This is a genomic window from Paenibacillus sp. J22FR21, from assembly GCF_056269135.1.
Map to the genome: position 1 here is coordinate 229,989 of NZ_JBWDNJ010000001.1, position 24,847 is coordinate 254,835.

16 protein-coding genes and 3 tRNA genes are annotated in these 24,847 nt (G+C 49.8%); 16 read left to right on the plus strand and 3 right to left on the minus strand.

Going from position 1 to position 24,847, the window contains the following annotated elements:
• Positions 1 to 55: 55 nt before the first annotated feature.
• The 11 genes from AC0YNS_RS01065 (at position 56) to AC0YNS_RS01115 (ending at position 16,134) form a co-directional block, all read left to right on the plus strand.
• Positions 56 to 820 carry an ABC transporter ATP-binding protein gene (locus AC0YNS_RS01065; protein ID WP_475779238.1) on the plus strand — a complete coding sequence of 255 codons (765 nt, stop codon included), beginning with the start codon at positions 56 to 58 and terminating at the stop codon, positions 818 to 820.
• Positions 786 to 1,868 (plus strand): efflux RND transporter periplasmic adaptor subunit, encoded by a 1,083-nt coding sequence (locus AC0YNS_RS01070; RefSeq protein ID WP_475779239.1) that lies wholly within the window; start codon positions 786 to 788, stop codon positions 1,866 to 1,868. The genes AC0YNS_RS01065 and AC0YNS_RS01070 overlap by 35 nt, the downstream gene beginning before the upstream one ends.
• Positions 1,869 to 1,871: 3 nt before the next feature.
• Positions 1,872 to 4,796 carry an ABC transporter permease gene (locus tag AC0YNS_RS01075; RefSeq protein ID WP_475779240.1) on the plus strand — a complete coding sequence of 975 codons (2,925 nt, stop codon included), beginning with the start codon at positions 1,872 to 1,874 and terminating at the stop codon, positions 4,794 to 4,796.
• A 6-nt stretch (positions 4,797 to 4,802) separates the two neighbouring features.
• Positions 4,803 to 5,690: an ABC transporter ATP-binding protein gene (locus AC0YNS_RS01080; protein ID WP_090979739.1), complete on the plus strand. Its 888-nt coding sequence runs from the start codon at positions 4,803 to 4,805 to the stop codon at positions 5,688 to 5,690.
• A gap of 5 nt (positions 5,691 to 5,695) precedes the next feature.
• Positions 5,696 to 7,237, plus strand: coding sequence for an ABC transporter substrate-binding protein (locus AC0YNS_RS01085; protein WP_475779241.1), 1,542 nt, complete (start codon positions 5,696 to 5,698; stop codon positions 7,235 to 7,237).
• A gap of 139 nt (positions 7,238 to 7,376) precedes the next feature.
• A complete protein-coding gene (locus AC0YNS_RS01090; protein ID WP_177186601.1) occupies positions 7,377 to 7,541 on the plus strand; it encodes a hypothetical protein in 165 nt (54 codons plus the stop codon).
• A gap of 81 nt (positions 7,542 to 7,622) precedes the next feature.
• Positions 7,623 to 7,699, plus strand: a tRNA-Met gene (locus AC0YNS_RS01095).
• Between the two features lie 21 nt (positions 7,700 to 7,720).
• Positions 7,721 to 7,797: transfer RNA gene (locus tag AC0YNS_RS01100), tRNA-Ile, on the plus strand.
• An 18-nt stretch (positions 7,798 to 7,815) separates the two neighbouring features.
• A tRNA-Leu gene (locus AC0YNS_RS01105) sits at positions 7,816 to 7,901 on the plus strand.
• Between the two features lie 1,007 nt (positions 7,902 to 8,908).
• Positions 8,909 to 15,547: a LamG-like jellyroll fold domain-containing protein gene (locus AC0YNS_RS01110; protein ID WP_475779242.1), complete on the plus strand. Its 6,639-nt coding sequence runs from the start codon at positions 8,909 to 8,911 to the stop codon at positions 15,545 to 15,547.
• Positions 15,548 to 15,714: 167 nt separating this feature from the next.
• Positions 15,715 to 16,134: an NUDIX hydrolase gene (locus AC0YNS_RS01115; RefSeq protein WP_475779243.1), complete on the plus strand. Its 420-nt coding sequence runs from the start codon at positions 15,715 to 15,717 to the stop codon at positions 16,132 to 16,134.
• Between the two features lie 142 nt (positions 16,135 to 16,276).
• Here the strand turns inward: AC0YNS_RS01115 and AC0YNS_RS01120 are convergent, their stop codons facing one another.
• The gene (locus AC0YNS_RS01120; protein ID WP_475779244.1) at positions 16,277 to 16,972 is read right to left on the minus strand and encodes a helix-turn-helix domain-containing protein; all 696 of its coding nucleotides are present in this window, start codon (positions 16,970 to 16,972) and stop codon (positions 16,277 to 16,279) included.
• A 375-nt stretch (positions 16,973 to 17,347) separates the two neighbouring features.
• Between AC0YNS_RS01120 and AC0YNS_RS01125 the strand changes: the two genes are divergently transcribed.
• The 3 genes from AC0YNS_RS01125 to AC0YNS_RS01135 all read left to right on the plus strand — a co-directional run bounded on the left by AC0YNS_RS01125 (position 17,348) and on the right by AC0YNS_RS01135 (position 19,670).
• Complete coding sequence (locus AC0YNS_RS01125; RefSeq protein WP_475779245.1) at positions 17,348 to 17,668, plus strand: hypothetical protein; 321 nt, start codon at positions 17,348 to 17,350, stop codon at positions 17,666 to 17,668.
• 454 nt (positions 17,669 to 18,122) lie between these two features.
• Entirely contained in the window at positions 18,123 to 18,824 is a 702-nt protein-coding gene (locus AC0YNS_RS01130; RefSeq protein WP_475779246.1) for a uracil-DNA glycosylase, read from the plus strand.
• A 12-nt stretch (positions 18,825 to 18,836) separates the two neighbouring features.
• Positions 18,837 to 19,670: an SPL family radical SAM protein gene (locus AC0YNS_RS01135; protein WP_475779247.1), complete on the plus strand. Its 834-nt coding sequence runs from the start codon at positions 18,837 to 18,839 to the stop codon at positions 19,668 to 19,670.
• Between the two features lie 66 nt (positions 19,671 to 19,736).
• Here the strand turns inward: AC0YNS_RS01135 and AC0YNS_RS01140 are convergent, their stop codons facing one another.
• Both AC0YNS_RS01140 and AC0YNS_RS01145 read right to left on the minus strand, forming a co-directional pair.
• On the minus strand, positions 19,737 to 20,741 hold the full coding sequence (locus tag AC0YNS_RS01140; protein ID WP_475779248.1) for an S-layer homology domain-containing protein: 1,005 nt from the start codon (positions 20,739 to 20,741) through the stop codon (positions 19,737 to 19,739).
• Between the two features lie 94 nt (positions 20,742 to 20,835).
• On the minus strand, positions 20,836 to 21,174 hold the full coding sequence (locus AC0YNS_RS01145) for a L,D-transpeptidase (protein ID WP_090979722.1): 339 nt from the start codon (positions 21,172 to 21,174) through the stop codon (positions 20,836 to 20,838).
• Positions 21,175 to 21,307: 133 nt separating this feature from the next.
• Here AC0YNS_RS01145 and AC0YNS_RS01150 point away from each other — a divergent pair, with 133 nt between their 5' ends.
• Both AC0YNS_RS01150 and AC0YNS_RS01155 read left to right on the plus strand, forming a co-directional pair.
• On the plus strand, positions 21,308 to 23,113 hold the full coding sequence (locus AC0YNS_RS01150; RefSeq protein WP_475779249.1) for a cache domain-containing sensor histidine kinase: 1,806 nt from the start codon (positions 21,308 to 21,310) through the stop codon (positions 23,111 to 23,113).
• The gene (locus tag AC0YNS_RS01155) at positions 23,091 to 24,695 is read left to right on the plus strand and encodes a helix-turn-helix domain-containing protein (RefSeq protein WP_475779250.1); all 1,605 of its coding nucleotides are present in this window, start codon (positions 23,091 to 23,093) and stop codon (positions 24,693 to 24,695) included. The genes AC0YNS_RS01150 and AC0YNS_RS01155 overlap by 23 nt, the downstream gene beginning before the upstream one ends.
• Positions 24,696 to 24,847: the final 152 nt, after the last annotated feature.

Genomic DNA, 24,847 nt, shown 5'->3' on the forward strand with positions numbered 1-24,847 from the left:
TAAACGTTATTGAGATTAAAGATTTCTAATAGGAAGGGGGGTCTCTGCAGCCGCGATGGGATGGTGGAGAAGCAAACAAGCAACAAAGGAAGCTGTAGAATCCGACGCAACAAGGGAAACTGAAGCTCCGTACATACCAATAATCGAGACCAAACCGCTTCTCACCGTAGAGTCGGTTGAACGCACCTTTCAAGTTGGCGGACAGCCGCTTCATGTGTTGAAAGGGATTGCGATGGAGCTAAGGCCAAGGCAGCTCGTGATGCTCCGCGGGCGTTCCGGCTCCGGTAAAACCACGCTGCTCAATATGATCGGCGGGCTCGATCAACCAACGAAGGGCCATATTTTCTTTCAGGATTTGCCCTTCCATAGCATGAATGATGATGAACGCACGAAGGTAAGGCGCAAGCACATCGGGTTTATTTTTCAGGCGTACGCCTTAATGCCGCTCTTATCCGCTTATGAGAATGTCGAGCTGTCGCTGCGTATGGCGGGTATTCCGTCTCAGGAGTGGAAGAAGCGCGTTGAGCATTGCTTGGATCTTGTCGGTCTTGCCAAGAGGATGCATCACCGTCCGTTCGAGTTATCCGGGGGTGAACAGCAGCGTGTTGCGATCGCGAAGGCCATCGCACATCGTCCGAGTATGCTGCTTGCCGACGAGCCGACCGCTGAGCTTGATTCGCAAATGGCCGCACAAATTATGTCGGTATTCCAGACCATCATTCGCACGGAACAAGTTACGATTTGTATGACAACGCACGATCCCACGATTCTGGAGGTTGCCGATCATGTTTACGAAATGGTTGACGGGAAGTTCATTTAAGACTGCAGCTGTTGTAGTTCTTGGAGCTTCTCTTGTTTTCACGAGCGGATGCTCATTGCTGCCAAACGAGGATAACGAAGAATCATTGCCTGCTATAGCGCCGCCGCAAATTTCGAAGAAGCCGGAGTACGAGGTAACGACTGCTACGCTCGAATCGAAGAAGACGGGAATCGGGAAGCTGATTTCGCTTCAGGAAGAAACGCTGTATTTTACACTCGACGGCAAACGATTGAAGGAACTTCATATTAAAGTCGGCCAGAAAGTAACAGCAGGCCAAGTGATCGGTTCCCTCGATGTGGACGATATGAAGAAACAATTGCGCTCGGATAAACTGCAATTCTCGCGAGACGAACTGCAGATGAAAGAAACGCTGCGCAAGAAAGACGAGATGGACCCGGTAGAGTTCGAGCTTGCGAAGATCACCTTCGAAGAGAAGCGCCAGAAGTTGGTAGAATCGCAGCTGGAGATTGACAAAGCGATTCTGAAAGCGCCTTTCAGCGGTACAGTGGTTTCGTTGAACGTCATGAAAGGCGATTTGATCAAAGCTTACGATCCGGTATGTATCGTTGCAGATACAGGACAGTTAACCGCAGCAGCGAAAATGACCGCCGATGAGCTGCAAGGCATCTCCGTAGGCATGCCGGTTGTCGTTGATATCAACGGTGCCGGACAGGTCAAAGGCAAGATTGCTCAGCTTCCGATTCAGAAGGATGACGGAGGCGGTGGTGGCGAAGGCGGCGGTGGCAACGGAGGTGCGGGCGGCAATAAACCAGAGCGTCCTGAAGATTTCCTGACGGTGAAGCTGGATAAGATGCCTACAGGCGTGACGCGTGGAACGCCGCTGTCCATCTCCATTATTATGGACCGCAAAGAAAATGCAATCGTTATTCCGCCATCTGCATTACGTTCAATCGGGTCTCGTACTTACGTGCAAGTCATCGACGAGAACGGCAAACGCGAGGTGGATGTTGAAGTAGGGCAGCAAACGGCAACGCAAGTTGAAATCCTCAAGGGATTGACACCGGGGCAGAAAGTCGTAGGTCGATAAGCTATGGGGATGCCGCTATTTCGCTTTCTGCTTCGCAAAATGTGGAACACGCGATGGATGACGCTCAGCTCGCTGGCCGGCTTGATCATTGCCGTCGCCTTTGCGACCAGTATCCCGATGTACGCGGATGGAGCGCTGAAGCGGGTTGTGGCACAATCGCTCATGGAAGAGAGCAGCGGGCTGCCGGCGGGATCGATTCTGATGCGTTACCAGGAAACGACCGGTAAGACGGATTTGAATGCGTTGACCGAGGTGTCCCGTTATATCCGCGAGGATGTGCCGAGCGAAGTTGGATTTCCTTTCGGCACCTATGTACAAAGCTTAGCCATTCGAACGGCGGAGCTGACGCCGGAGGATCCAACGACCGTCGATGCGAGCCGGGTTCGTCAGATGGGACTTACATCGATGAGCGGCCTCGATAAGAAAACAGAACTGACGCAAGGTCGTTGGTACACCGACACGGTTGGTGACGATGACACGATCGAAGCGGTCATTCTGGAAGAGGCGATGTACCGCAGTGACATTCATATCGGCGATGTGTTTGAATACCCGATCTACAGCGGTTTGAATCTGACGCTTCGCGTTAAGATCGTCGGAGCGTTTAAGCCGCTTAGCGATACGGATCCGTATTGGTATCAAGGGCTTGAAGGCTTGATGAGTACGCTGCAAATCGGCGAGAATGCCTTCCAGAAAGGGCTTATGAAGGATCGGAAGATTCCGGTTCATACGGCTAACTGGTATTATGCATTCGATTTGAAAGATATCAAGACAAGTCAATTGTCGCCGCTGAATCAGACGCTTGAGCGGTTGAACATCGAGCTGTACCAGCGTTTGAAGGATACGAGAGTAGAGATCTCATTCGCTAAACTGCTCAATGAGTTCCGCAAGTCGAGTCTTCAGCTGCAGCTGCTGCTCTTTACATTGGCTGCACCGATGCTGGCGATGGTGTTCTACTTTATCGCAATGAATGCCCGGCAATCGCTTGATAAACAGCGCAGTGATATCGCTGTATTACGAAGCCGGGGAGCGGGAACCAGGCAGATCATCGGCATTTACATGCTGGAAGGATTACTGCTCGGAATCGTCGCTCTCCTCATTGGTCCGTTAATCGGTTGGTTTATGGCGAAGAGCATCGGCTCGGCCAATGGATTCCTGGAATTCGTCAATCGGAAATCGATTCCGATTGGATTCGGAACAGAGTCAATTATCGCAGGTATCGGCTCTGTGGTTCTTGCCCTTCTGGCGACCATCATCCCAGCGGTTATTTATGCCAGGGCTTCGATTGTGGACTATAAGAAGCAGATCGCGCGCTCTGATCGTAAACCGGTTTGGCAGAGATGGTATGGCGATGTGCTGCTGCTTGGCATCGCAGCTTATGGCTGGTACTTATTCAATGAACGCCAGATGATTTCGTTCAAAAGCAAAATGACGACGGATCAGCTGAACGTGCAGCCTTTTCTGTTCTTTGTTCCGGCGTTGGCAATCTTCGCAATGGGTTTGTTCTTCCTTCGCGTCTTCCCATGGCTGCTGAAGCTGTTTAATTGGATCGGCCGGAAGATGCTTCCGGTGCCGCTCTACTTAACTTTGACTCAGCTGTCGAGATCGTCGAAGGGATACTACCCGCTGATGATATTGCTTATCTTGACGCTTGGATTAGGAGTTTACAATGCTTCTGCGGCTCGAACGATCGATCTGAACTCTACAGAGCGGACGCTCTACAAATTCGGAACCGACGTTGTCATGCAGACGGTATGGGAAGGAACTGCTGAAGTGATCGACACCGGAGGCGGAGATGCCGGCGGTGGCGGTGGCGGACAAGGCGGCAGCGGCGGTGGAGAAGGAGCCGGCGGCAATGGTGCTGGAGGCAATGGAGGAGGCGGAAATGGTGGAGGCGGCGGCAACGGCGGCGGCTCTACGGTTCCGACTCGGATCAACTATTCGGAGCCTCCATTTGAAGTGTTCCGCAAGCTGGATGGGGTAGAGGCGGCGGCGCGCGTGCTGCAGACCAAAGCCAATATCGTCGTTTCAGGACGATCGGCCGGACAAGGAACCGTCATGGGCATCGACAATGTCGATTTCTCCAAGGTGGCCTGGTTCCGTGACGATCTGTATCCTTCGCATCCGTTCAACTACTTAAATTATTTGGGGCTCTATGAACAAGCGGCTATTATTCCTTCCAACGTGGCCGAGAAATATCAGCTGAAGCTTGGCGATACGATCTCTGCCGGTTTGCAGGAAGGAATGATTGACTTCGTCGTCGTCGGTATCGTACCGTACTGGCCGAGTCAATATCCGGATTCATCACCGTTCATCATCGCGAATCTGGATTATATCTATGACCAAGTTCCGATGATTCCTTACGATGTATGGCTCAAAATGAAACCAGGTGCGCTTACCGCTCCAATCATGAAGCAGCTGCAGGATGAGGGCATTGAGCTTGCGAATGTTCAGGACGTGCGCATTGAGCTTGCTGTGCAATCGAAGCATCCGACACGCGGCGGCGTATTCGGGATCCTAAGTCTCGGCTTCCTTGTTTCCATCATTGTTTCGCTAACGGGCTACATTCTGTTCTGGTTCTTTAATCTATCAGGGCGGATCGTACAGTTTGGTGTTCTTCGCGCGATGGGGCTCTCCAGGAAGCAGTTGACCGGTATGCTGCTGCTTGAGCAGGTGTTTACAGCGGGACTGTCCATTGGACTCGGTATCCTAATCGGCAAAATCGCAAGCTTGCTATTCTTGCCATTCCTGCAGACGACCGATAATGTCGCGAACTCTGTACCGCCGTTTAGGGTCGTATTCGATTCCAAGGATACGACGCAGCTCTACATCGTGGTCGGATGCATGATGCTGATGGGTGCAGCGCTTCTACTCATTCATATCCGCAGATTGCGCGTACATCAAGCCGTTAAGATGGGAGAGGAGCGTTAAGACCTCATGATTACTTGCGAGGGACTCGTTAAAATTTACAAATCAGATGATCTTGAGGTCGTTGCACTGCAAGGGCTGAACCTTCACGTCCGTGAAGGTGAAATGATGGCGATTATCGGCAACAGCGGCAGCGGGAAATCGACGCTGCTCAATATACTGGGCGGTCTTGACCGCCCTTCGGCCGGCCAAGTGAGTGTAGGGCCATGGGATTTGCTCAAGATTACCGATGAGCAGCTCGTTTCTTATAAACGCGATACCGTCGGTTTTATCTGGCAGAGTAATGCACGCAATTTGCTCCCGTATTTAACGGCGCTCGAGAACGTGGAGATGCCGATGATGCTGTCCTCCAAACTGGATCGCGCTTATGCGAAGCAGCTGCTGGAGTGGGTGGGGCTGAAGGAGCGCATGCACAATAAGCTGCATCAGCTCTCAGGCGGTGAACAGCAGCGGGTTGCAATCGCGATTTCGCTGTCAAACCGGCCGAAGCTGCTGCTTGCCGATGAACCGACAGGCTCCGTCGATACGCGTACTTCAGATCTCATCATGGATATCTTCCGCAGACTTAATCGCGAGATCGGCATTACGATTGTTATCGTTACGCATGATTTATCGTTAGCCGGTAAGGTTGACCGTGTCGTGGCGATTCGGGATGGATTAACCAGTACCGAATTTATTAAGCGGAACCCGAATCTGGACGATAAAGATCAGATAGGCGACCATTCGACTCTCGGCGGCGCTGAGGCCATCCATGAAGAATATGTCGTCGTTGACCGGGTAGGCAGACTTCAAATTCCGAAATCGTATTTAACAGCCTTACAAATTACAGATAAAGCATCAATGGAATTTGACGGTGAGCGCATCATTATCTCGCCGCCTAAATCACTGGAGGGGTAGAACCAATGGAGAAGAAGGTAAGACGTTCACGGGGAAAACTAATTATGAGGACTTCTGCTTTGGCGGTTACAGCAGGCCTACTGGTATCAAGTCTTGCAGCATGCAGCAAGGGAGACAGCGGCAATGAAGCAGAGCGTCATGTACTGAGAATCGGCTTTATGTATTCCAATTCCGATAATGAACCTTATCTGCGTCAACAGTTCACGGATGGTTACGAACTAACGCATCCGAATATCGACATCGAAATCGCTGCCGCAATCAACTATGACGACCAGCGTTTCGAAGAGCCCGATCCGAACAAGAAGCAGCCAGACCCCTATGAGAAGCTGAAAGAGATGATCAACGGCAAGAACCCTGTCGATGTTGTTGTACTGGAATCTTCTTATTTGAAACGTCTGGTAGAAGACAATCTGCTTAAACAGCTGGACCCTCTGATCCAAGAGAGTGAATTTGATATCGAGGATTTCGTACCGACGGTTATCGATGGTATCAAGGATGCGGGAGGCGGCAGCCTCTATGCGCTTACGCCGACCTTCAATGCTTCAGCGCTCTATTACAATAAGAAGTTGTTTACTGATGCCGGTGTTACGCCGCCGACAGACGGCATGACTTGGACAGATATCCTTACGAAGGCCAAACAGGTAGCGAAGGGCGAAGGGGCAGAGCGTAAATTCGGCTTCTCGTTCAATCGTTGGAGCGGAGACCCGTTCTGGGATTCGCAAACCTACTCGGCACCTCTTCAGCTTAAGATGTTTGACAATAAAGCAGAGAAGATGACCGTAGATACACCGCAATGGCGCAAAGTGTGGAGTGAAGTAGCCGCATTGTACCAAGAGAAAATCGTACCTACCCAAGAAGATATGAACAACGGTGGCGGCGGTGGCATTGCCAGGGACAAAGAAGTCGCATTTAACCCGTTCCAGAACGATCTATTCATCAGCGGTCGCATCGCCATGATGATCGGCGGCTATGACTATGTGAATGAGCTGTCCAGAGCGAAAGATTATGCCACTAAGAACCCTAAGATTCCATCCCCGGATTGGGATGTCGTGACGATCCCGACTTTCGAGGAAGCTCCTGGTATTGGCGGCAGCATCTACTTGAACAATCTAATGGCGATCAGCGCCAATGCACAGAACAGCGACGATGCTTGGGACTTCATCCAGTTCAACAACAGCAAGGAATGGGCGAAGCTGAAATCCCGCAGCACGTATGAGATGGTAGCGCGCAAATCGTTCCTGAAGCCGAAGGACGGCATGAACTATAACATCGAGGCCTTCTACACCCTTAAACCGATTCCACCGCAGGATATCACGCTTGAGAAGCTCTACCGCGAGAAGCCGAACCTCTATCAGGTTCAACAGTTTGCACAGCCACTCTTCCAGGAAGTCATACAAAAGAAGAAATCCGTCGAAGAGGCGCTTAAAGAATGGCAGACCAAAGGGGATGCCATGCTGCAGAAGATCAAGGACAATCCGAATGGTCCGCTTGAGCCGGTTGATGGCGGAGGCGGCGTAGGCATTAATGTTTACGGCGGTAAAGGCTAAATCATAGTGGAGCAACCGCATTGGCGCATCTTGCGTCGATGCGGTTTTTTATATCTTTGTCGGATCGTTCAGAGCCGATGCTTGTTTTTTCCGAAAATGGGGCATTCTAAGCGAAACGGCGAAGAAGGGAGTAAGTGACATGAAGTGGATATATTGGGGGCGTCTGTATGAAACCAAATTTCAAGCCGGATGTCTGGTTAGACGGATGGAAAACGACTGGTGGGTATACGGTTATGAATGTCCGCAAGAGATCGAAGTATTTCGTTCGCGCAAAGGAAGATTCGGCGTTCGATTTCTGCCATAAAAATATACTTGACTTATTCATGCATCATATAGTATATTATTTCTTGTCGCCATTGAATGATTTGTAGTGAATGAGTGTTATCGCGGGGTGGAGCAGCTCGGTAGCTCGTCGGGCTCATAACCCGAAGGCCGCAGGTTCAAATCCTGCCCCCGCAACCAACCTTTCGATTATTATCGTAAGGGCCCTTAGCTCAGTTGGTTAGAGCGGTCGGCTCATAACCGATTGGTCGGGGGTTCGAGTCCCTCAGGGCCCACCATTCCACAATCATGAACATGCCGGGGTGGCGGAACTGGCAGACGCACAGGACTTAAAATCCTGCGGTGGGTGACCACCGTACGGGTTCGATTCCCGTCCTCGGCATCCAACAAGAAACCTTGATGAATCAAGGTTTTTTCTATTTTATATGGTGCTTGTACGTATACTTAAAACATCAAATCCTGTGCGTTTAAACTTACCACACAGGATTTTCGTAAAAGCTTATAATACCTCCTTTGCAGTATCTGACTAAATCAGATAATCAAGGGAGGTATTTTTGTTATGCGTATCACGAAAGTTAAAAAAACAGCGCCAGCAACAATGGAGTTGCTTGAGAAAGACTTTTTTGGCAGCACTAATTATTGAACCAAATTAAAGACATCAGCCCCCTAATAAAGAGAGCGTTAGCTAAGGAACGGGCCACCTTGGCAACATTCATCGATGTGTGTGACTTCCTATAAAACACTACATTCGCTTTTTCATAGTCATAGTCCTCCATTGAAATTGAGTAATAAATAAATCTCCAATGGTGGTGCTAAAAACATATAAAAGTAACAATCAATGACGAATGGTTTCCATGACCAAATAGCAAATCGTGGAATATAGGGGAGCCATATTTGATATTAATTATAGCCTATTAAAATTCAACTACAAAATGAACTCTCTTTTGACATTTTCAACGACAATCTACCTAGATGAAATTACCATATCGTTCTACTAGATTGTAATTTTTTATTTTTTTGAATATAAGTTAATATATTTGTACACAAGTTTTGAAATATAAAGGTTCCAGCTCGAAGAGAGCTGGAACCTTTTTTCGTTGTTGAGGTGTTTTATGGAACGGCTGCCCGTCAAAGAATAGCCGTTTTTTGCTAGCTTGATTCCAATCAAAATAAAGAGGCGTAGGAGAGGGCTGCAATATGTTTCGTCCGAAAATCGTAGAATAGTTCATTTTCTCCGTTTGCTTCTGACTCTAAAATACAAGTTGACAATGAATAAACGCTTGCTGCGTTACAATCCGTACGACGAGATGTTGGGAGGGGATTAACAAGCTTGCCCTGATGATAGACCATGAATGTTTTCACAAAATATACCACAGAAGGGATAATAATATGAACAAGCACAATCTGAAATCACGCCTGGCATCGCGTCTGACTGCTTTGGTTCTTAGTATTTTGCTAGTGGCACTAACACTACTGCCCGCCACTGCTTTCGCAGATACCCCTACCGAAGGCGATCCCTTCCAAGGCGAGATTCTATTCCCCTTCAATGAGGGGAATGGCTCGAGCTCCAGTGCCCTGTCGGGCGATCTATCAGCGACATTAAACAACTACGCTTGGAATCCAAATGGCCGAGGCAATACTTCCGCGTTCTCCAATGACCAAGCAGGCCAGAACGGAATTACAATCGACTACGGCACTCCTTTCGCGAGTGTAAATGATCTTACGATGGGCGTTTGGGTGAAGCCCGCAGCCCCCAATTCCGGACAAACCAGTTCTTTAATGGCCCCGCCTTATGCTGGTACTACAGGCAATTGGGGATTCAGTAGTGGAGAAATCTGGTGGAGTATCAACTGGGGCACCAGTGCAAACAACTTCGCTGACACAAGTATAAGCTTCCTGTCTTATGGATCGAATGGTTCCGAATGGGATGGCGGCCTCTCAGCGCCGGCAGGCAATCTGGCAGATGGAAACTGGCATTATTTGGCATACAGCTTAAGTGCAACTGCGAAAACGATCGCTCTGTATGTAGACGGCAATCTGATCGGCGAGAAAGATTATAGTTCCCTATATCCAGTCAATCTGCAAGCTTACAAATGGTTCGGAGGGAATGGGTACCAGGCTAAGTCGTACACCGGCCTGTTGGATGAGCTTTCCGTTTTCCCTTCTGTTCTGGGTGACTCTGCGCATGAAGCACTATATAACAGAGCACCTAATACTAGCAATCCTAGCAATCCGGGCAATCCTGGCGATTCTCTCCAAGGCGAGATTCTATTCCCCTTCAATGAGGGAAATGGTTCGACCTCCAGCGCCAATTCCGGTGAGCTGACAGCCACATTGAACAACTATGTATGGGATATCGATCACAATGGCCGGGGCGATACTTCCGCGATTACCAATGACCAAACAGGCCAGAACGGGCTGACGATCGACTACGGTACTCCGTTCGCGAGTGTAAATGAACTTACGATGGGCGTTTGGGTGAAACCCTCTGCTCCCACTCCTGGATCATCCAGTTATTTAATGGCTCCGCCTTATGCCGGTACCACTGGCAGTTGGGGGTTAAATGCCGGAGAAATCTGGTGGAATATCGGTTGGGGCACCAGTGCAAACAATTACGCCGACACAACCATAAACTTCACATCATACGGATCGGATGGATCCGAGTGGGGAAGCAGCCTTTCGGCGCCAGCGGGGAATTTGGCAGACGGTGACTGGCACTATGTGGCGTTCTCCTTCAGCGCGACGGCGAAAACAGTCGCACTGTATGTGGACGGCAATCAGATCGGTAACAAGAGCTACACGTCCACATTCCCTATTAATCTGCAAGCCTACAAATGGTTCGGCGGGGCTGGCTATAATGGAAGCGGGTACACGGGCCTGCTGGATGAGCTTTCCGTTTTCCCTTCCGTTCTGGGCGATACCGCTCATGAAGCGTTGTATAACAGAGCGCCTAATACGAGCGACAATACAGGCAATTCAGGCGATCCCTTGCAAGGCGAGATCCTTTTTCCTTTCAATGAGGGCAATGGTTCAACCTCCGGCGCCCTTTCGGACGGTCTGACGGCTACATTAACCAACTATATGTGGGATATCAATCACAGCGGCCGGGGCAATACTTCCGCAATCACCACGGACAGCAGAGGTGCGAGCGGGCTCACAATCGACTACGGTGCTCAGTTCGCGAATGTAAATGATCTTACCATGGGCGTATGGGTCAAACCCTCAGCTCCTAGTCCAGGAACATCCAGTTCATTAATGGCCCCGCCTTATGGCGGCTCCGATGGCAGTTGGGGGTTACATGCCGGAGAAATCTGGTGGAATATCGGCTGGGGCACGAGTGAAAACAATTACACCGACACCAAGATAAACTTCCTATCTTACGGATCTGATGGCTCCGAGTGGGATAGCAGCCTTTCAGCGCCAGCAGGGAATTTGGCCGACGGCAACTGGCACTATCTGTCGTTCTCCTTTAGCGCGACGGAGAAAACAGTCGTTCTTTATCTGGACGGCAGTCAGATCGGTGAAAAGACATATACGTCCACATTCCCTGTTAATCTTCAATCCTACAAATGGTTCGGCGGAGGCGGATATAATGAAAGCGCGTATACCGGCCTTCTGGATGAGCTTTCGATCTTCACCTCTGCTCTGGGTAGCACCGCACATGCAGCGCTATATAACAGAGCGCCTAATACAGACGGCACCGGACAGCAGACAGATCCGGCCGACACCGATCAGGTAGGCGACAAAACCTATCATGTGGCCAAGACCGGCAGCGACAGCAACCCCGGCACCGAGGCCGAACCATTCCTTACGATTCAGAAGGCAGCTAATGTTCTCCTGCCTGGCGAAACCGTATTCATCCACGAGGGCGTCTATGAAGAATCCGTACGTCCGAAGTACAACGGCACGGCTGAACACCCGATTTCATTTAAATCTGGCGACGGCGAGAAAGTAGTCATCTCAGGTGCGAACCTGATCACCGAGGCATGGCAGACGGCGTCAAACCCAAGTGCGGTGGAATATGACGCAGATGACGCCAACCTCTGGAAAGTGAACATCAGCTTGCCGATGGGCAATTACCGCAATCAAATTTTTGTGGACGGCGAAGCCATGCTGCCTTCACGGTATCCGAACGTTGCGAAGGAAGACGCGTACTATCGTCCGAACTGGCTGACTTATGAGTTCGACGGCGAGAATGCCAGTACCGGCGGATGGTCTACCCCTACGGGCAAGCTGCGCGACCCCGAGATGAACCAACCGGCAGGTACATGGGACGGTGCAGCGATTGTGGGTATGGACAACCGCGGATGGAACTTATCCGGTGCGGAAGTCGTCTCATCCACGCCAGGCTGGCTTAATCTTGCAAACATGAATTTCTATGAGCTAGGCCCAACCGGCTACGCCTCAGGCGATGATTTCCATTACTATATCCAGAACGCAATGGCCGCTCTGGATGCACCATATGAGTGGTTTTATAACCAGAATAGCGAAACGCTGTATGTACAGCTCCCGAACGGCTTAAACCCAAATGATCTGGATGTTCGTTACAAAGCACGTGATTGGGGCTTGGATCTGTCCAGCCGTAAATACATCCATATCGAAGGTATCGACCTAAACGGCTGCAGCCTGACTATGCGCAGCGGCGTGAGCAATGTAGTGGATAAAATGACAGCCAAGTACGTCACCGAATTCCTGTCCCCAGATAATGAGCGGGGTGGCATCATCGTAGGCGGCAAGAACAACACCTTGATCAACAGCGAGATCGCCTATTCTGCCGGTGCGCTGGTCACCGTGGAAGGCGAAGGCAACAAGATCGTCAACAGCAAGCTGCATGACGCTACTACCGGCCCGACATTGTTTACCTTCTCGATAACCATTTCGGGTATCAACCACTTGATCAGCCACAACCAGATTTATAACGCCAGTGGAACTCTGATCGGCGGCAGCTTCTACGCCAGCGAAATCTCCTACAACGATATCCATGACGGTAACTGGCACAGCACTGACGCAGGACTGATGTATTTCGCTTATAACGATTTTGGTAACAGCCAAATTCACCACAACAAAATCCATGATTCCCACAGCGAATTTTCCAATGGCGTGTACTTTGATCTGGGCTGCAAGAACGCCTTGGTATACGGCAATGTGTTTTGGAATTTGCCATGGACGGCTGTTTTCATTAACTCCAGCTCCGAATTTATATCCGTGGTCAACAACACGGTTTACAAAGGAGCAACCAGTCACTCGAATCCTGAAATTTACACGAACTCCCCAGGCGACGCCTACATGGACGTTTTTATGAACAACATCGTAGATTCCCGCGGCGTGGGTACTGATAACGTTAACGCCGGCGCGGTGGTACTGGACAACTACGGCAGGCCAAATGACGACATCGATGGAACCGCGACCTTTAACAACCCATCGGCGTTTGACTTTACCCTGAAATCCGGTTCCGACGCAGTCGGTATGGGCGCCTATCAGCCGGGAGATAGCTGGACTGCCGGTCTGAAGGGTACTCCGGTAACGGCCGAAGAAGTTAGCAGCGGCCCGCAGTTCCTGTCTTATTCGAACAGAAACCTGTTGTTCAACAGCGGTTTTGAGTGGCCGCGCGTGGAATTCCCGAGCATGGGCTCAATGCCGTATTGGGAAAAAACAGGGACAGGGAGCGCATCGCTCGTCAGAGCCGGTTCATCGGCCGACAACGCTCATGCCCGCGATCAGAACGCAGTGGAGCTGACCGGTCAGAACATCGGACTCGAGCAGGAGATCGCAGGTCTGGAGCCTGGTGTGGAATACGTGCTGCGCGGCTTTGCCCGGATGGGCAACGGCAGCAGCGCCGAAGGGCAGAAGGTAGAAATAGGCGTAATTGTCGGTGCAGATACCCTCAAAGATGAATTGGACCGGCCCGCATGGCGATCGGTGTCCATCACATTTACGGCAGACGAGACCGGAACAGCCAAAGTCTACGCCACAAAGACAACATCCGGATCACGAGCACTGGTAGACGACTTCTCGGTTGTGCGTGCCGATCTTACGCCTGACGAGGGACCTGTCAGCGACGATCTGTACCCGATGCTTCAGTCCCCAGTGGCACTGCTGGACGATATGCTGTTTGAGAATGCCAAATGGACGGCAGCCAACCAATCGTCGTTTGTGAAAGACGAACCGATCGGTCTCACCCTGGAAGCTCAGTCCGGCCAATCAGCAGCTGCGTTCTACACCCAGGAAAAGTACAGTAACAAGGACTTCTATTTGAAACTGGACGAGAGTGAAGATCTTGACGCTCTTGACCTGAACATCATACTTCGGGCAAATGCGGCTACGCGAACTGCCAACAGGTATGAGATTGCTATTCAAGGCACGACTGCCACACTGACCCGTTATTACAACGGTCAGGGTCTCCAATTGGGGCAATGGACGGTAGACATTAACGATCGGCTCTTGAAGGCCGGAGCAGTATGGGATGATGTCAACGAAAGCGGGTACGGCGGCGTGACCGTGACGCTCAAGAGTGGAGACGAAACGCTATTCTCCGTGCGAGATGAGAATAACTTAAACGTCTCCTCCCCTGGTTACTTCGGCCTGGCGACTGGATCCTCCATCAAACTCGGACGCGTGACCGAGTATGTGGATATGGGCACAGTCATTGCAGATAAGGCTAATTGGAAATCCGGAGGGACTTCAATCAACTGGGAGAATAACGATACCAAGTTGACCCCCGTCGGAGCTGGAACTGCAGGTTACACCGGTAGAACATTCGGCGACGCAGAGTTCGTTGTGGGCTTCGAGTCCGGCATGAACACCGGGGCGTTCCCGAACTTTACCCTGCGAGCTCCGACCGAGGGGGATCTTCTAAACAACCCTTGGAGCGGCTCAAAATACAGTGTTATCTTCAAGGAGGGCTCCTTTGAGATTCAGCATTGGCAGGAACTCTGGAAGACCGGTTCAAGCATTCTGTCGGATGACGGCCGATCGGCGCTGGCGGACAACAAAGGCTTTGTACCGGCGTATACAGACACACTGGTTAAAATCAGTACAGTAAACACCGACTATGGCGTGTGGATCCGCGTCAAGGCAGGCGACACGATCGTCGCAAGTTGGATTGACGAGAATAATTATCATACAAACGAGGGATATTTTGGCATCTGTGGCTACACCGAACCGATGTCCATCTCAGTGCCTGGCGAGAGTACTTATGTTCCTGTCGACATTGGGAACCCGGACGATAAGCCGGGCAATGACACTGATGTAGCTGTGACAGGAATCGCCGTAACGGGTGCGAGCGGAGCATCCGCGATCGCGAGCCTCGGCGGGACGATGCAAATGACCGCAACCATGACGCCTGACAATGCAACCGATAAATCCGTCTCCTGGAAGGTCGTCGGCACGGATGGCAACGCAACGAACAAGGCGACGATCGATGAGAACGGCCTTCTGACAGCAGTGGGGGACGGTGTAGTCAAAGTCGTCGCCACGGCAAATGACGGATCAGGAGTAACGGGCGAAACCCTCGTCACGATTGATTCGACGCCGCCGGTAATCGTTGCCCCAAGCGATCTGTCGTATCTCCAAACAGAAGCGGTATCGATCACATTCTCCGCAAGCGACAGCGGAAGCGGCTTGCAATCATTGACCGTATCCTTTAACGGCAAGACGACATCCGGAACGGTTTCCGTAGATCCGCTCGGCCTCGCGGTTGGAACGTATCCGATCGTCGCTATAGCAACGGATAATCTCGGTCATCAAACGACGCAGACGTTCAGCTTGAAAATCACGATAGAAGTTGCTCAATTAGACGAACTGATCTCTCTCGGGGCAACCCGCGGTTTGATCGCGGACGCCAAAACAGTGAAGTCTCTTCAATCGGATATTGACAAAATCCAAAAGGATCAAGCGAAAGGCAAGCTTGACGCGAAGGATTTCAAACAGCTGGAAAAGGATATCAACAAGGAGAAAGGCAAAAAGATCAACACCGCTTTCGCGAATCTGTTGCTGCAGAGCATCGAAGCGTTAAAGAGTTCCCTGTAAAAATAAGCAGAAAACACAAGCCGACTTGCCAGCGAGCAAGTCGGTTTTTTTTTACTTAATCGGACACGATCTGAATTTAAGTATTGCCATATCCCATCTACTGGAAATATAATCTCATTAGTCATAGATATGATAATAGATACCTAAACTTCAGCGAGGTGAAACAATTGCAACTCCTTCGAACAATCACAGACAGTGACTTTGACGGCGGTGAGCCGGAGATGCTGGAGCTGGTGTCTAGGCACGCTTCCAGAGGCGTTCTTATTAATGACCACTTCCAAGTCGCGATGATGTATATGGCGAAGCTAGGCCTTTATAAATTGCCCGGCGGTGGGGTAGAAGCGGGGGAGAACGCCGAGGAAGCATTTATACGGGAGATAAGAGAAGAAACGGGCTGCATGGCATCCATTGTTCATGAGCTGGGTTATATGGATGAACATAAGAATAGAAATCGGTTTTTCCAGCGCTCGTTCAGCTACATCGCGAAAGTGGTAGACCTGCCCGGTGCTACATCTCTATCAGACAATGAGATCAAGCTCGGCATGCAAGTGAAGTGGGTTATCTCAATCAAGCCATCGTATTCATGAACAGCTCCGTCAGCGATTATTCCACTCGGTTCATGCTGCTGCGAGATCGAATCATCCTTGAAGAAGCGGCTCATTGGTTAAATAAACAAACAAACCTCCATCGCAGTATCTGATTCAATCAGGTACTCACGATGGAGGTTATTTATTTGGCTGGTTTGATGAGTGCATTACTGTGAATGTCCAGCAGCGAGAAGGCTCTTCCGATCATATCTTTATCTTTCTCATAGAGATGCGTTGCTTTATCGAAGATGCCGCTTGACTTGGCCACATGGTTTAATTGTTGGACCATAAACTCGGAATTACAGAGGGCAACCACTCGATTGCTATATTTGGTTAACTCCTGTTGGAAGACGGTAGCGAGTTCCACGATTTCAGGAGAATAGACAACGGCTTCCCCATCTGAGGCTTTCATCTCGCGATGATCGACCAGTATATTCAACTCATTCTGCCCATAGGCGGAACAGATCCCCAAGATGACAGAAGATAAATAATCCACATCCTGCTTGCCTGAGAACAACCCGCTAACCGAGAATGCCAGCACTTTCTTCTCCGGATCCAGGTTGTATTGAAATCGCTCTTTAAAGGGGACTTTGAAATCTCTGGGAAGGTAGGTAGGCGTTAAGGAGAACCGCTCTCCAGAGAACATATAAGACATGGTGACTTGAAGTGCAGCCGTAATTTTCTGGATATTGACAAGACTAATATTACGTTCTCCCCGTTCAACTCCACTTATGTACGTACGGTCTAGTCCAGATCGATATGCCAGCTGTTCCTGTGACATTCCGCTCCTGGCTCGGAGTTCTTTCACTCTTTGTCCAAACTCCAGGCATATATCCATTGCTGCCTATTAAACCCCCTATTATTTCCCATATATACATTAAGAGAATAGCGGCAATGTGACGTAAAGTCAACAGACGGAAAGCTCGAATCTAGTTATTATTTATTATATCTGTGAGAAATGATATGAAAATAATAAAAGGAGTCATGAACAGTGAGAATTAGTTATGCTGGCAGGAGTTTTTTGAGGCTCTCTATATTTTTGCTGGTCTTCCTCGTTGGGCTGGTTACATGGCTGTTCTGGGGGAATCACTTATACATAAAGCTTACCCCTTTGTGGTGCGTGGTGTTGCCAATTCTATATAACATCATGGAGAACCTTAAGCGGCAGAGATGTGAGCGGCTTATTCGCAAAGAATACAAGGAAATGCCAATCATGTCGGTTGAGGCATGGGGAGATGCCGGTTACGGATTTTTATCGGTGACGAAAGAATCGATTTATTTTGTCCCTCAGAAAGGGTCTGTATTTTACTTGCCTCATCATGAAACCAGCACGTACGGCTATGACTTTATCGGAACAGCTAAAGGCAGCTCGTTCACAACGAACAGTAAGGAGAAATGCCGTTCGAGACGGACGAAAATCCCTGTATTTTATGTGGATTTCACCGATCACAGGTTTTACTTTCAATCGAATAAAAACAAACAATTTTATCATGAGGTTGAGCTGGTAAATCGCGCGACAGTTCAACATTTTTAATATAGGCTGTATAAAGCGAGTCCAATCGGAGCATAATAATTGTTGACGGTGTGAAGAGAGGTGTGGTTCCGTTGGACCTTATGGTGCTAGGGCTACTGGAGGAATTTATTTAATCACTTCACGATATGGAAGCGAGGGGTTGTGTCGCAGAGCAGATCTGAACACACGCGCTGATAACGATCCGGGTAAAATCGGTGAGTACTAAGCGGTGCCCAAGTTTTTCAAAGAAGTTTAGTGTGAGAATGGAAGAATTCAACGATCGATCACCGTCGAGAAGGAGCCTGCAAAGGCTCCTTTTTCTATTGCTAAGCAGGTGCTGAACTTTTGTATTCGCCTATGCAGTATGTTAAAATAATCGTATTCGATTTAGTACAGACAACCTCCTTTGCACCACTTCTGATTGAACTCAGAACGACGGCAAAGGAGTTTTTTATTTCAATTAATGGGGGACGAAATGACTTTGGTACTTAGAAACGATTGGGCTGAAGTATTGAACGGGGAATTGGAGAAGCCGTATTTTCGCGATTTGAATTCGCAGTTAGCGAAGCAATATGAGACGGAGCTGGTTTACCCGGATCAAGGCGCGATATTTAATGCACTCCACTACACCTCGTATCAGGATACGCGTGTAGTTATCATCGGTCAGGACCCGTATCACGGACCTGGGCAGGCGCATGGACTTAGCTTCTCGGTGCTGCCCGGCGTGAAGACGCCGCCATCCTTGCAGAACATTTATAAAGAATTGCAGTCTGACCTTGATCTGCCGATCCCTGATCATGGATTTCTGGAGGCTTGGGCTAAGCAAGGCGTACTGCTCCTTAACAATGTACTGACGGTAAAAGCAGGATTGCCGGCATCCCATCAAGGCATGGGGTGGGAGCGCTTCACGGATACGGTGATCGCAAAGTTAAACGAACGTGAACAGCCTGTCGTATTTGTGCTGTGGGGGAAGCATGCGCAAGAGAAAGCGGCATCGATAAATCAGGAACGCCACTTTGTCATCTCATCGGCACATCCGAGCCCATTTGCCGCACGCCGCGGCTTCTTCGGCAGTCGTCCTTTCTCGCGCGTGAATCATTATCTGCGGGAGCTTGGCGTCAGTGAAATCCAGTGGCGCATCCCTATGCTTGCTGAGCTGCAGAGAACGTTAACCTAAAGGGGGAGCGATATGACTGCATCTGCATCAGAACCCGGAAAGAAGAAGCAAGCGGCCGTTCGCTTCCTCAATCCGGCCTCCGGTTATTTGACGGGATATGCGTATACGCTCAATCCGTATGTGGGTTGTTCGTTCGGCTGTTCCTACTGTTATGTTAGGCGAATGCCGATTGCGATGTTTCGCAGCGAGCCATGGGGGGAGTGGGTAGAGCCGAAACGATTCGAGGCGGATGCTTTCCGCAAGGAATGGCGCAAGGCGCTTACCAAAGGTAATGTCACCGTATTTATGTCATCCGCCACCGACCCTTATCAGCCGGCCGAATACAAGGAAGGTGTGACGAGGAAGCTGCTCGAAATCATGGCTGAGGAGCCACCGCAGTTTCTGCTCGTGCAGACTCGAAGTCCATTGGTAATAAGAGATGTCGATTTATTCAGAACCCTCGGTGACCGAATACGAATAAGCGTGACTGTCGAGACTGATTTGGAATCCATTCGGAAGAAGCTGACTCCGGACGCGCCGCCTCTGTCAGCGAGGTTGCGGGTAATCCGTGAGCTGAGGGAAGCGGGCATTCCGGTACAGGCAGCCGTATCGCCGCTGCTTCCATGCAGCGATAAATTTGCCGAAATCATCGCTGCCAGCGTAGAGAGAGTCGTTGTGGATGATTTCTTCCGCGGCGATGGCAGCGGGGGCAAACGGACAGCGCAGCTAAAGATGGTTGAACGCTATCAGGAGCTTGGCCACGAAGCACTATATACGCCGCAGACAGCAGATCTCTTCCTGCAGCAGCTGAGCGAGTTGATGCCGCATGATACCGTTTATTTTGGCCAACAAGGATTTCTGCCCTAACACAAGAAACCCCTCAAAGCATCTTTGCTTGGAGGGGTTTTCCTGTTTCATAATCTACGAAGTCGATTATTGGCCAACTGCCATATCCGGCGCTTGGGAGCTGGCAGAAGTACCGTTACCGCCAATAATGCCGGTCGATCCGCCAACAGATGCACCTGCATCGCCGAGCACCGGTTTGAAGCCGGACGCGATATAGGTGACGGCTTTTACATTTGTAATTACCTGTGCGTAAAATTTGTCTTTATCCGGATAGATCGGTTCGACATGGATGATCGCTTGATCGCCCTCGAACGAAATGGAAGCAATGCGCAGTCCATAACCGGGATTAGGCGCTTGAGCGGACACCGTTACTTCGGTAATCTCACTGTTAACAGCCTTGGAGGACAGTTGCAAATCGTAGAGCGGGAACGGGATTGGCTCCTCAATCGGTGGGACAGGCGGTGTATTCTTGACGAATTGGATGGCGCCATGTAACCAACCGGCTGCATCGCTGCGCGTAATCGCTGTCTTAGGTGAGAACTTTTGGTTTTTGTCGAGCTGTGCGATTTTGAGAATCAGGAGCTTCTGAATGCTGTCCATGTAGGCCTGCTCGACATCTGCTTCATCCTTCAAGATGACATACAAATCGATGAAAGCAAAGTCACCTTGACGAAGAATGCCCTTCATCAGATGGTGAGCAAATTGCTCCTTCGTCATCAGAGCGGCAGGATCGGTATCTCTTGGGATATCCAGTCCGTTCAATGAAGCGATGATAAAAGAATTGGCATACCAAGCATCGTCCTTCATCTTCGGGAAACTATCCGTTACTTTCGGTTCCTTAATGAAGCGGATGTTGTCAATATTGAGTCCGAGTCCTTTCACGATCATTGAAATGCCTGAAGCGTAAGTGAGCTTGCCCTTCGGCTGGAACACATCGGTTTTGCCGCTTCCGGACAGAATGCCCATCTTCTGAAGCTCCGCGATCTTCGCTTCATTGGGATCGTTCTTAATATCCGAGAATGCCCAAACCGATTGGGATGCTGTCAGGAATAGCAGCAGCATCATCGTAAACAGTGCGAACCGTTTCAACATGAGTGGATTCACCTCTTATATGATGGATTGTCTTGTTTATGTAGACGCACCTTCACTCGATAAAGTTGCAACAGAAGGTGCAAAACATGCGGAATTATGGCCGAATCGTAACCCTTGTATTCACCGGGACAAGTGCGGATAGCGCAAGCACATCATTGTTATACATCCGGATGCACCCATGAGAGACTTCTCTTCCTATGGAGCCGGGGTCATTGGTGCCGTGAATGCCGTAATGCGGCTTAGATAATCCCATCCACAACACGCCGAAAGGACCGCCCGGATTCTCCTGTTTATTGATAATTGTGAACTCTCCGGTCGGAGTACGCGTCAGCATTTTGCCAATTCCAACGGGGAACCCTCGAACGACGATATTATCGTCGAGCAGGTAGAGGTGTCGATCAGATAAATCCACGATAATTCTGTAATTGGGCATGCTTGAATCACTCCTCTTCGTCAGCATATGAGAGAGCAGATGAGGAGGAGTCGAGTGTGGGTGAAGTTAGGCGTAAATTGTATATTTTCAACGACGCGCTATAATGGTACTATTCTGCGTTGGAGGACTTCATGTGATTGTTAATTTATGGAAAATGCTTCATGTCACCATCGCGAGTAAGCTTCGCAACCAGCTCATTATGCTGTTCTCAGCAATAGCAGCATGCATTGTCATCCTGCTCTCCTACTTGTCCTACCTGCAATCGGCGGGCATGAATCGAGACCATTTCATCGAAAGTAATCGCAAAATTCTCAAGCTGGTCAATCAGAATCTAGACGGTTATTTGGACCGAATGGATGAGCTCTCGATCTCGCTGCGCAAAGATTCGCAATTCATGGATGCTATTATTTCCAAAGAATACGGCAGTCAGCTCTATATCCAGAATCAGCTGAAGAACTTATACTACTCCAGTGATGACATTGAAGCGCTGTCCATTTATACACCGAAGACAGGCTTGCAATACACCATGTCCAAAGCGTTCATAAATCTTCGCCAAGAAGCAACGAATGCCCCTGAGGCAGAACGTTGGTACAGGGAAGCGGCGCAAAGCCATAAGTTTAGGAGTATGGAGTCGGGCTATGGCGCGGGCGAAACGGATGGCGGCAACTTCCTCGTGTTTCATCGGATCCTGATTAATATTGCGGATAAGAAGCCGCTTGCGGCGATCTCAATCACGTATAATTTGAAAGAAATCAAACGAATCCTGCAGGATATGACCGGCCAATCCGGTGAGTACATCGGTATTTTCAATGAAGCAAATGAACTGTTCTATGCAGAAGGTCCTCGTCTTGCGGCAGATGCTACTGCGCAGCTTGCGCGTACCATTCCGATAAACGCCGTTGATACGGAGCAGCGAAGCTGGACGATCCATGATACCCGTTATCTGGCGATTTATAATGTATCCCCGCATAACGGCTGGAAGCTGGTTACGTTGACGCCATATAGCGTGCTCAATAAGGATGCAGCAAATGCGCGGCGGATTAATCTCCTTGTTGGTTCCGGAGCAGTTGTATTGCTTATTTCGGTCATTGTGATTGCGGCTAACGCGATAACGAGACGGCTAATGCAGCTGTCCCGGCAAATTGTGATGCTCGGAGATGGGATTTTCGAGGTGCAGGGGGAAATCAAGGGAAGCGATGAGATTACCCACCTTTCGCGCAAGTACAACCAAATGATTGTGAAAATCAATGATCTCATTGGTGAACGGTACGAGATGCAATTGAATGAGCGCAACGCTCGGTTGATTGCATTAGAGGCCCAAATCAATCCTCATTTTCTATACAATTCGCTTCAAGCGATTTCTACTGAGGCGATTATCAGCGGGATGGATCGCATTCAGGATATGGTGGATGCGCTTGCGTCCTCCCTGCGTTATTCGATCAAAGAAGCAGAGACGGTGCGGGTCAAAGAGGAGCTAACCCATATCAGCAACTATATGCTGCTTCAGCAAGCACGCTTCGGCTCCAGACTGCGGCTGCATGTTGAGGTGGAGGACGCCGTCAAGGAAGCATGGATTCCGAAGATGATTGTCCAGATCTTAGTGGAAAACACGATCAAGCATGGACTTGAGCAGATGACAGGCGACATGGATGTCGTCGTCAAAGCAACGAGCCATGAAGGTCTGTTAATCTTAACCGTATCCGATAACGGCCCGGGCATATCCGCGGCCCGGTTGACCGAGATTCGTTCCTTCCTGGATCGTCATTTGGTGGAATATCGAGAAGGCATTGGACTTAACAATGTGAATGCGAGAATTAAGCTGTTGTTCGGTCCGGAGTACGGATTGAATATTGCCAGCGAACACGGCGCTGGAACGGAAGTCACCGTTACACTGCCCTTGAAGGAGGAGAGACCGTATGTACAAGGCTATCATCATTGACGACGAGCAGCCCGCCCGCCTTGCTATTCGGGCTCTTGGCGAATGGGACAACCATGCAATTGAAATTGTCGCGGAAGCGGGTAACGGGCAGGAAGGTCTTCGTCTACTTACAGAACAGAAGCCGGATATCGTATTTGTCGATATGAAAATGCCGCTGATGGGCGGAGAAGAGTTTCTGGAGCGAGCAAGGATTACTTATCCGGACGCCTGCTACATTGTCATCAGCGGATTTGATGATTTTACTTATGCCCGCAGCGCGATGCAAGCCGGTTCGATCGACTATTTGCTGAAGCCGATTCGCAAAGCGGAGCTTAATGATGTGATCGATCGTGCCATCTCGTTGATTAACAAGCGTCGCGAGCGGCATCTCGTGGACAGCAGCTCGCAGATCTATCGCAACTTGTCGGCACCTCTTGTCAAAGAGAAGATCTATTCATCCATCATCGATGGTAACGGCCGTTTTCATCATATTCGGGAATTGGAAGCCGTTCTTGGCACAGATGCAGGACAAGCGCTCTGCCGAGTTGTAGTCTTCAAGCTGTTGAATGCAGCGGAGGTTATTGATCGCAAGTTTTACGGCGATACCCATACGTTCTATTACGCATTAACGAATGCGGTAGACGAGCTTCTCGGGCGTTTCGGAAAGTCGTTCAGCTTCAAAAACACCCGTGACGCGATGGAAATCGTTGCTGTTGTTAATCTGTCGGAAGCAGGCTCGAATCAAAGTATCGGGATTTGGGGAATGATCGATAAGCTGACAGCCTTGTTTACGATTAGGCTTGTCGCCTCAGAAGGCCATCTTGCTCAGATCGAGGATCTCGGGGATTCGTATGCTGCAGCCTTACGTTCGTTGATGGCACTTAATATGATCGATCTGCGGCCGACAGCGAAGGAAGCGGAGGGCGAGCGTCCGTCGATCTTGGATCGATCGAATTTATTCGAACAAACGATTGAATCGGGCAGCGAGCGTCAAGCGATGCAGGAGCTGCGCAAATGGCTGGAAGAGATTGAAGCCTCAGGCGTAGTTACCATGAGCGGCATGCTGGCGATGGAAGACGAATTGCGGATGTTCGCGGAGATGCTGATTGCTCAGCTCAAGGCTGACACGCCTTCTGATTCCTTATCTGCGATGGCATTGGGCCAATTCGATCGTTCGCTCCGAGGCAGAGTATTCGAATATGCGGTCTTCAAGGCCACGGTGCTGGAGTATTTCCATCCGCTCTTTACAGCGCTTGCGGAATCGCGTCGATCTGAAAGCGGTTCAACATCGGTGCCGGAGCGAATTAAAGGGTATATTGAGCTGCATTATTACGAGGAACTGCCTGTTTCGTTCTTTGCGGAACGGTTTCATATGAGTAAAGAGCATCTGGCTCGTACCTACAAGCAGAAATATGGCATTGGCATTCATGAATACCAGCTGCAAATTCGGATGGCCAAAGCGAAGGAATGGCTGAGCGACAAATCGCTCAAAATTCAAACCGTCAGCGAAAGGGTCGGTTTTCGCGATCAGAATTATTTCAGCAAAGCGTTCAAAAAATATACCGGTCTCACTCCTCAAGAGTTCAGGGTGAAGATGGAATGATAAGAGCGAGTGGACATCAATTGTCCACTCGTCATTTTTTTACCCATAATGCGTTTGTTTTTTACATTGTTCGCAAGGGCGTTTCAGACGAAAATAAGGGAGCAGCAAGATAAGAATACTAGTTTGTAAGCGTTAAACAACCAGGGGAGGCT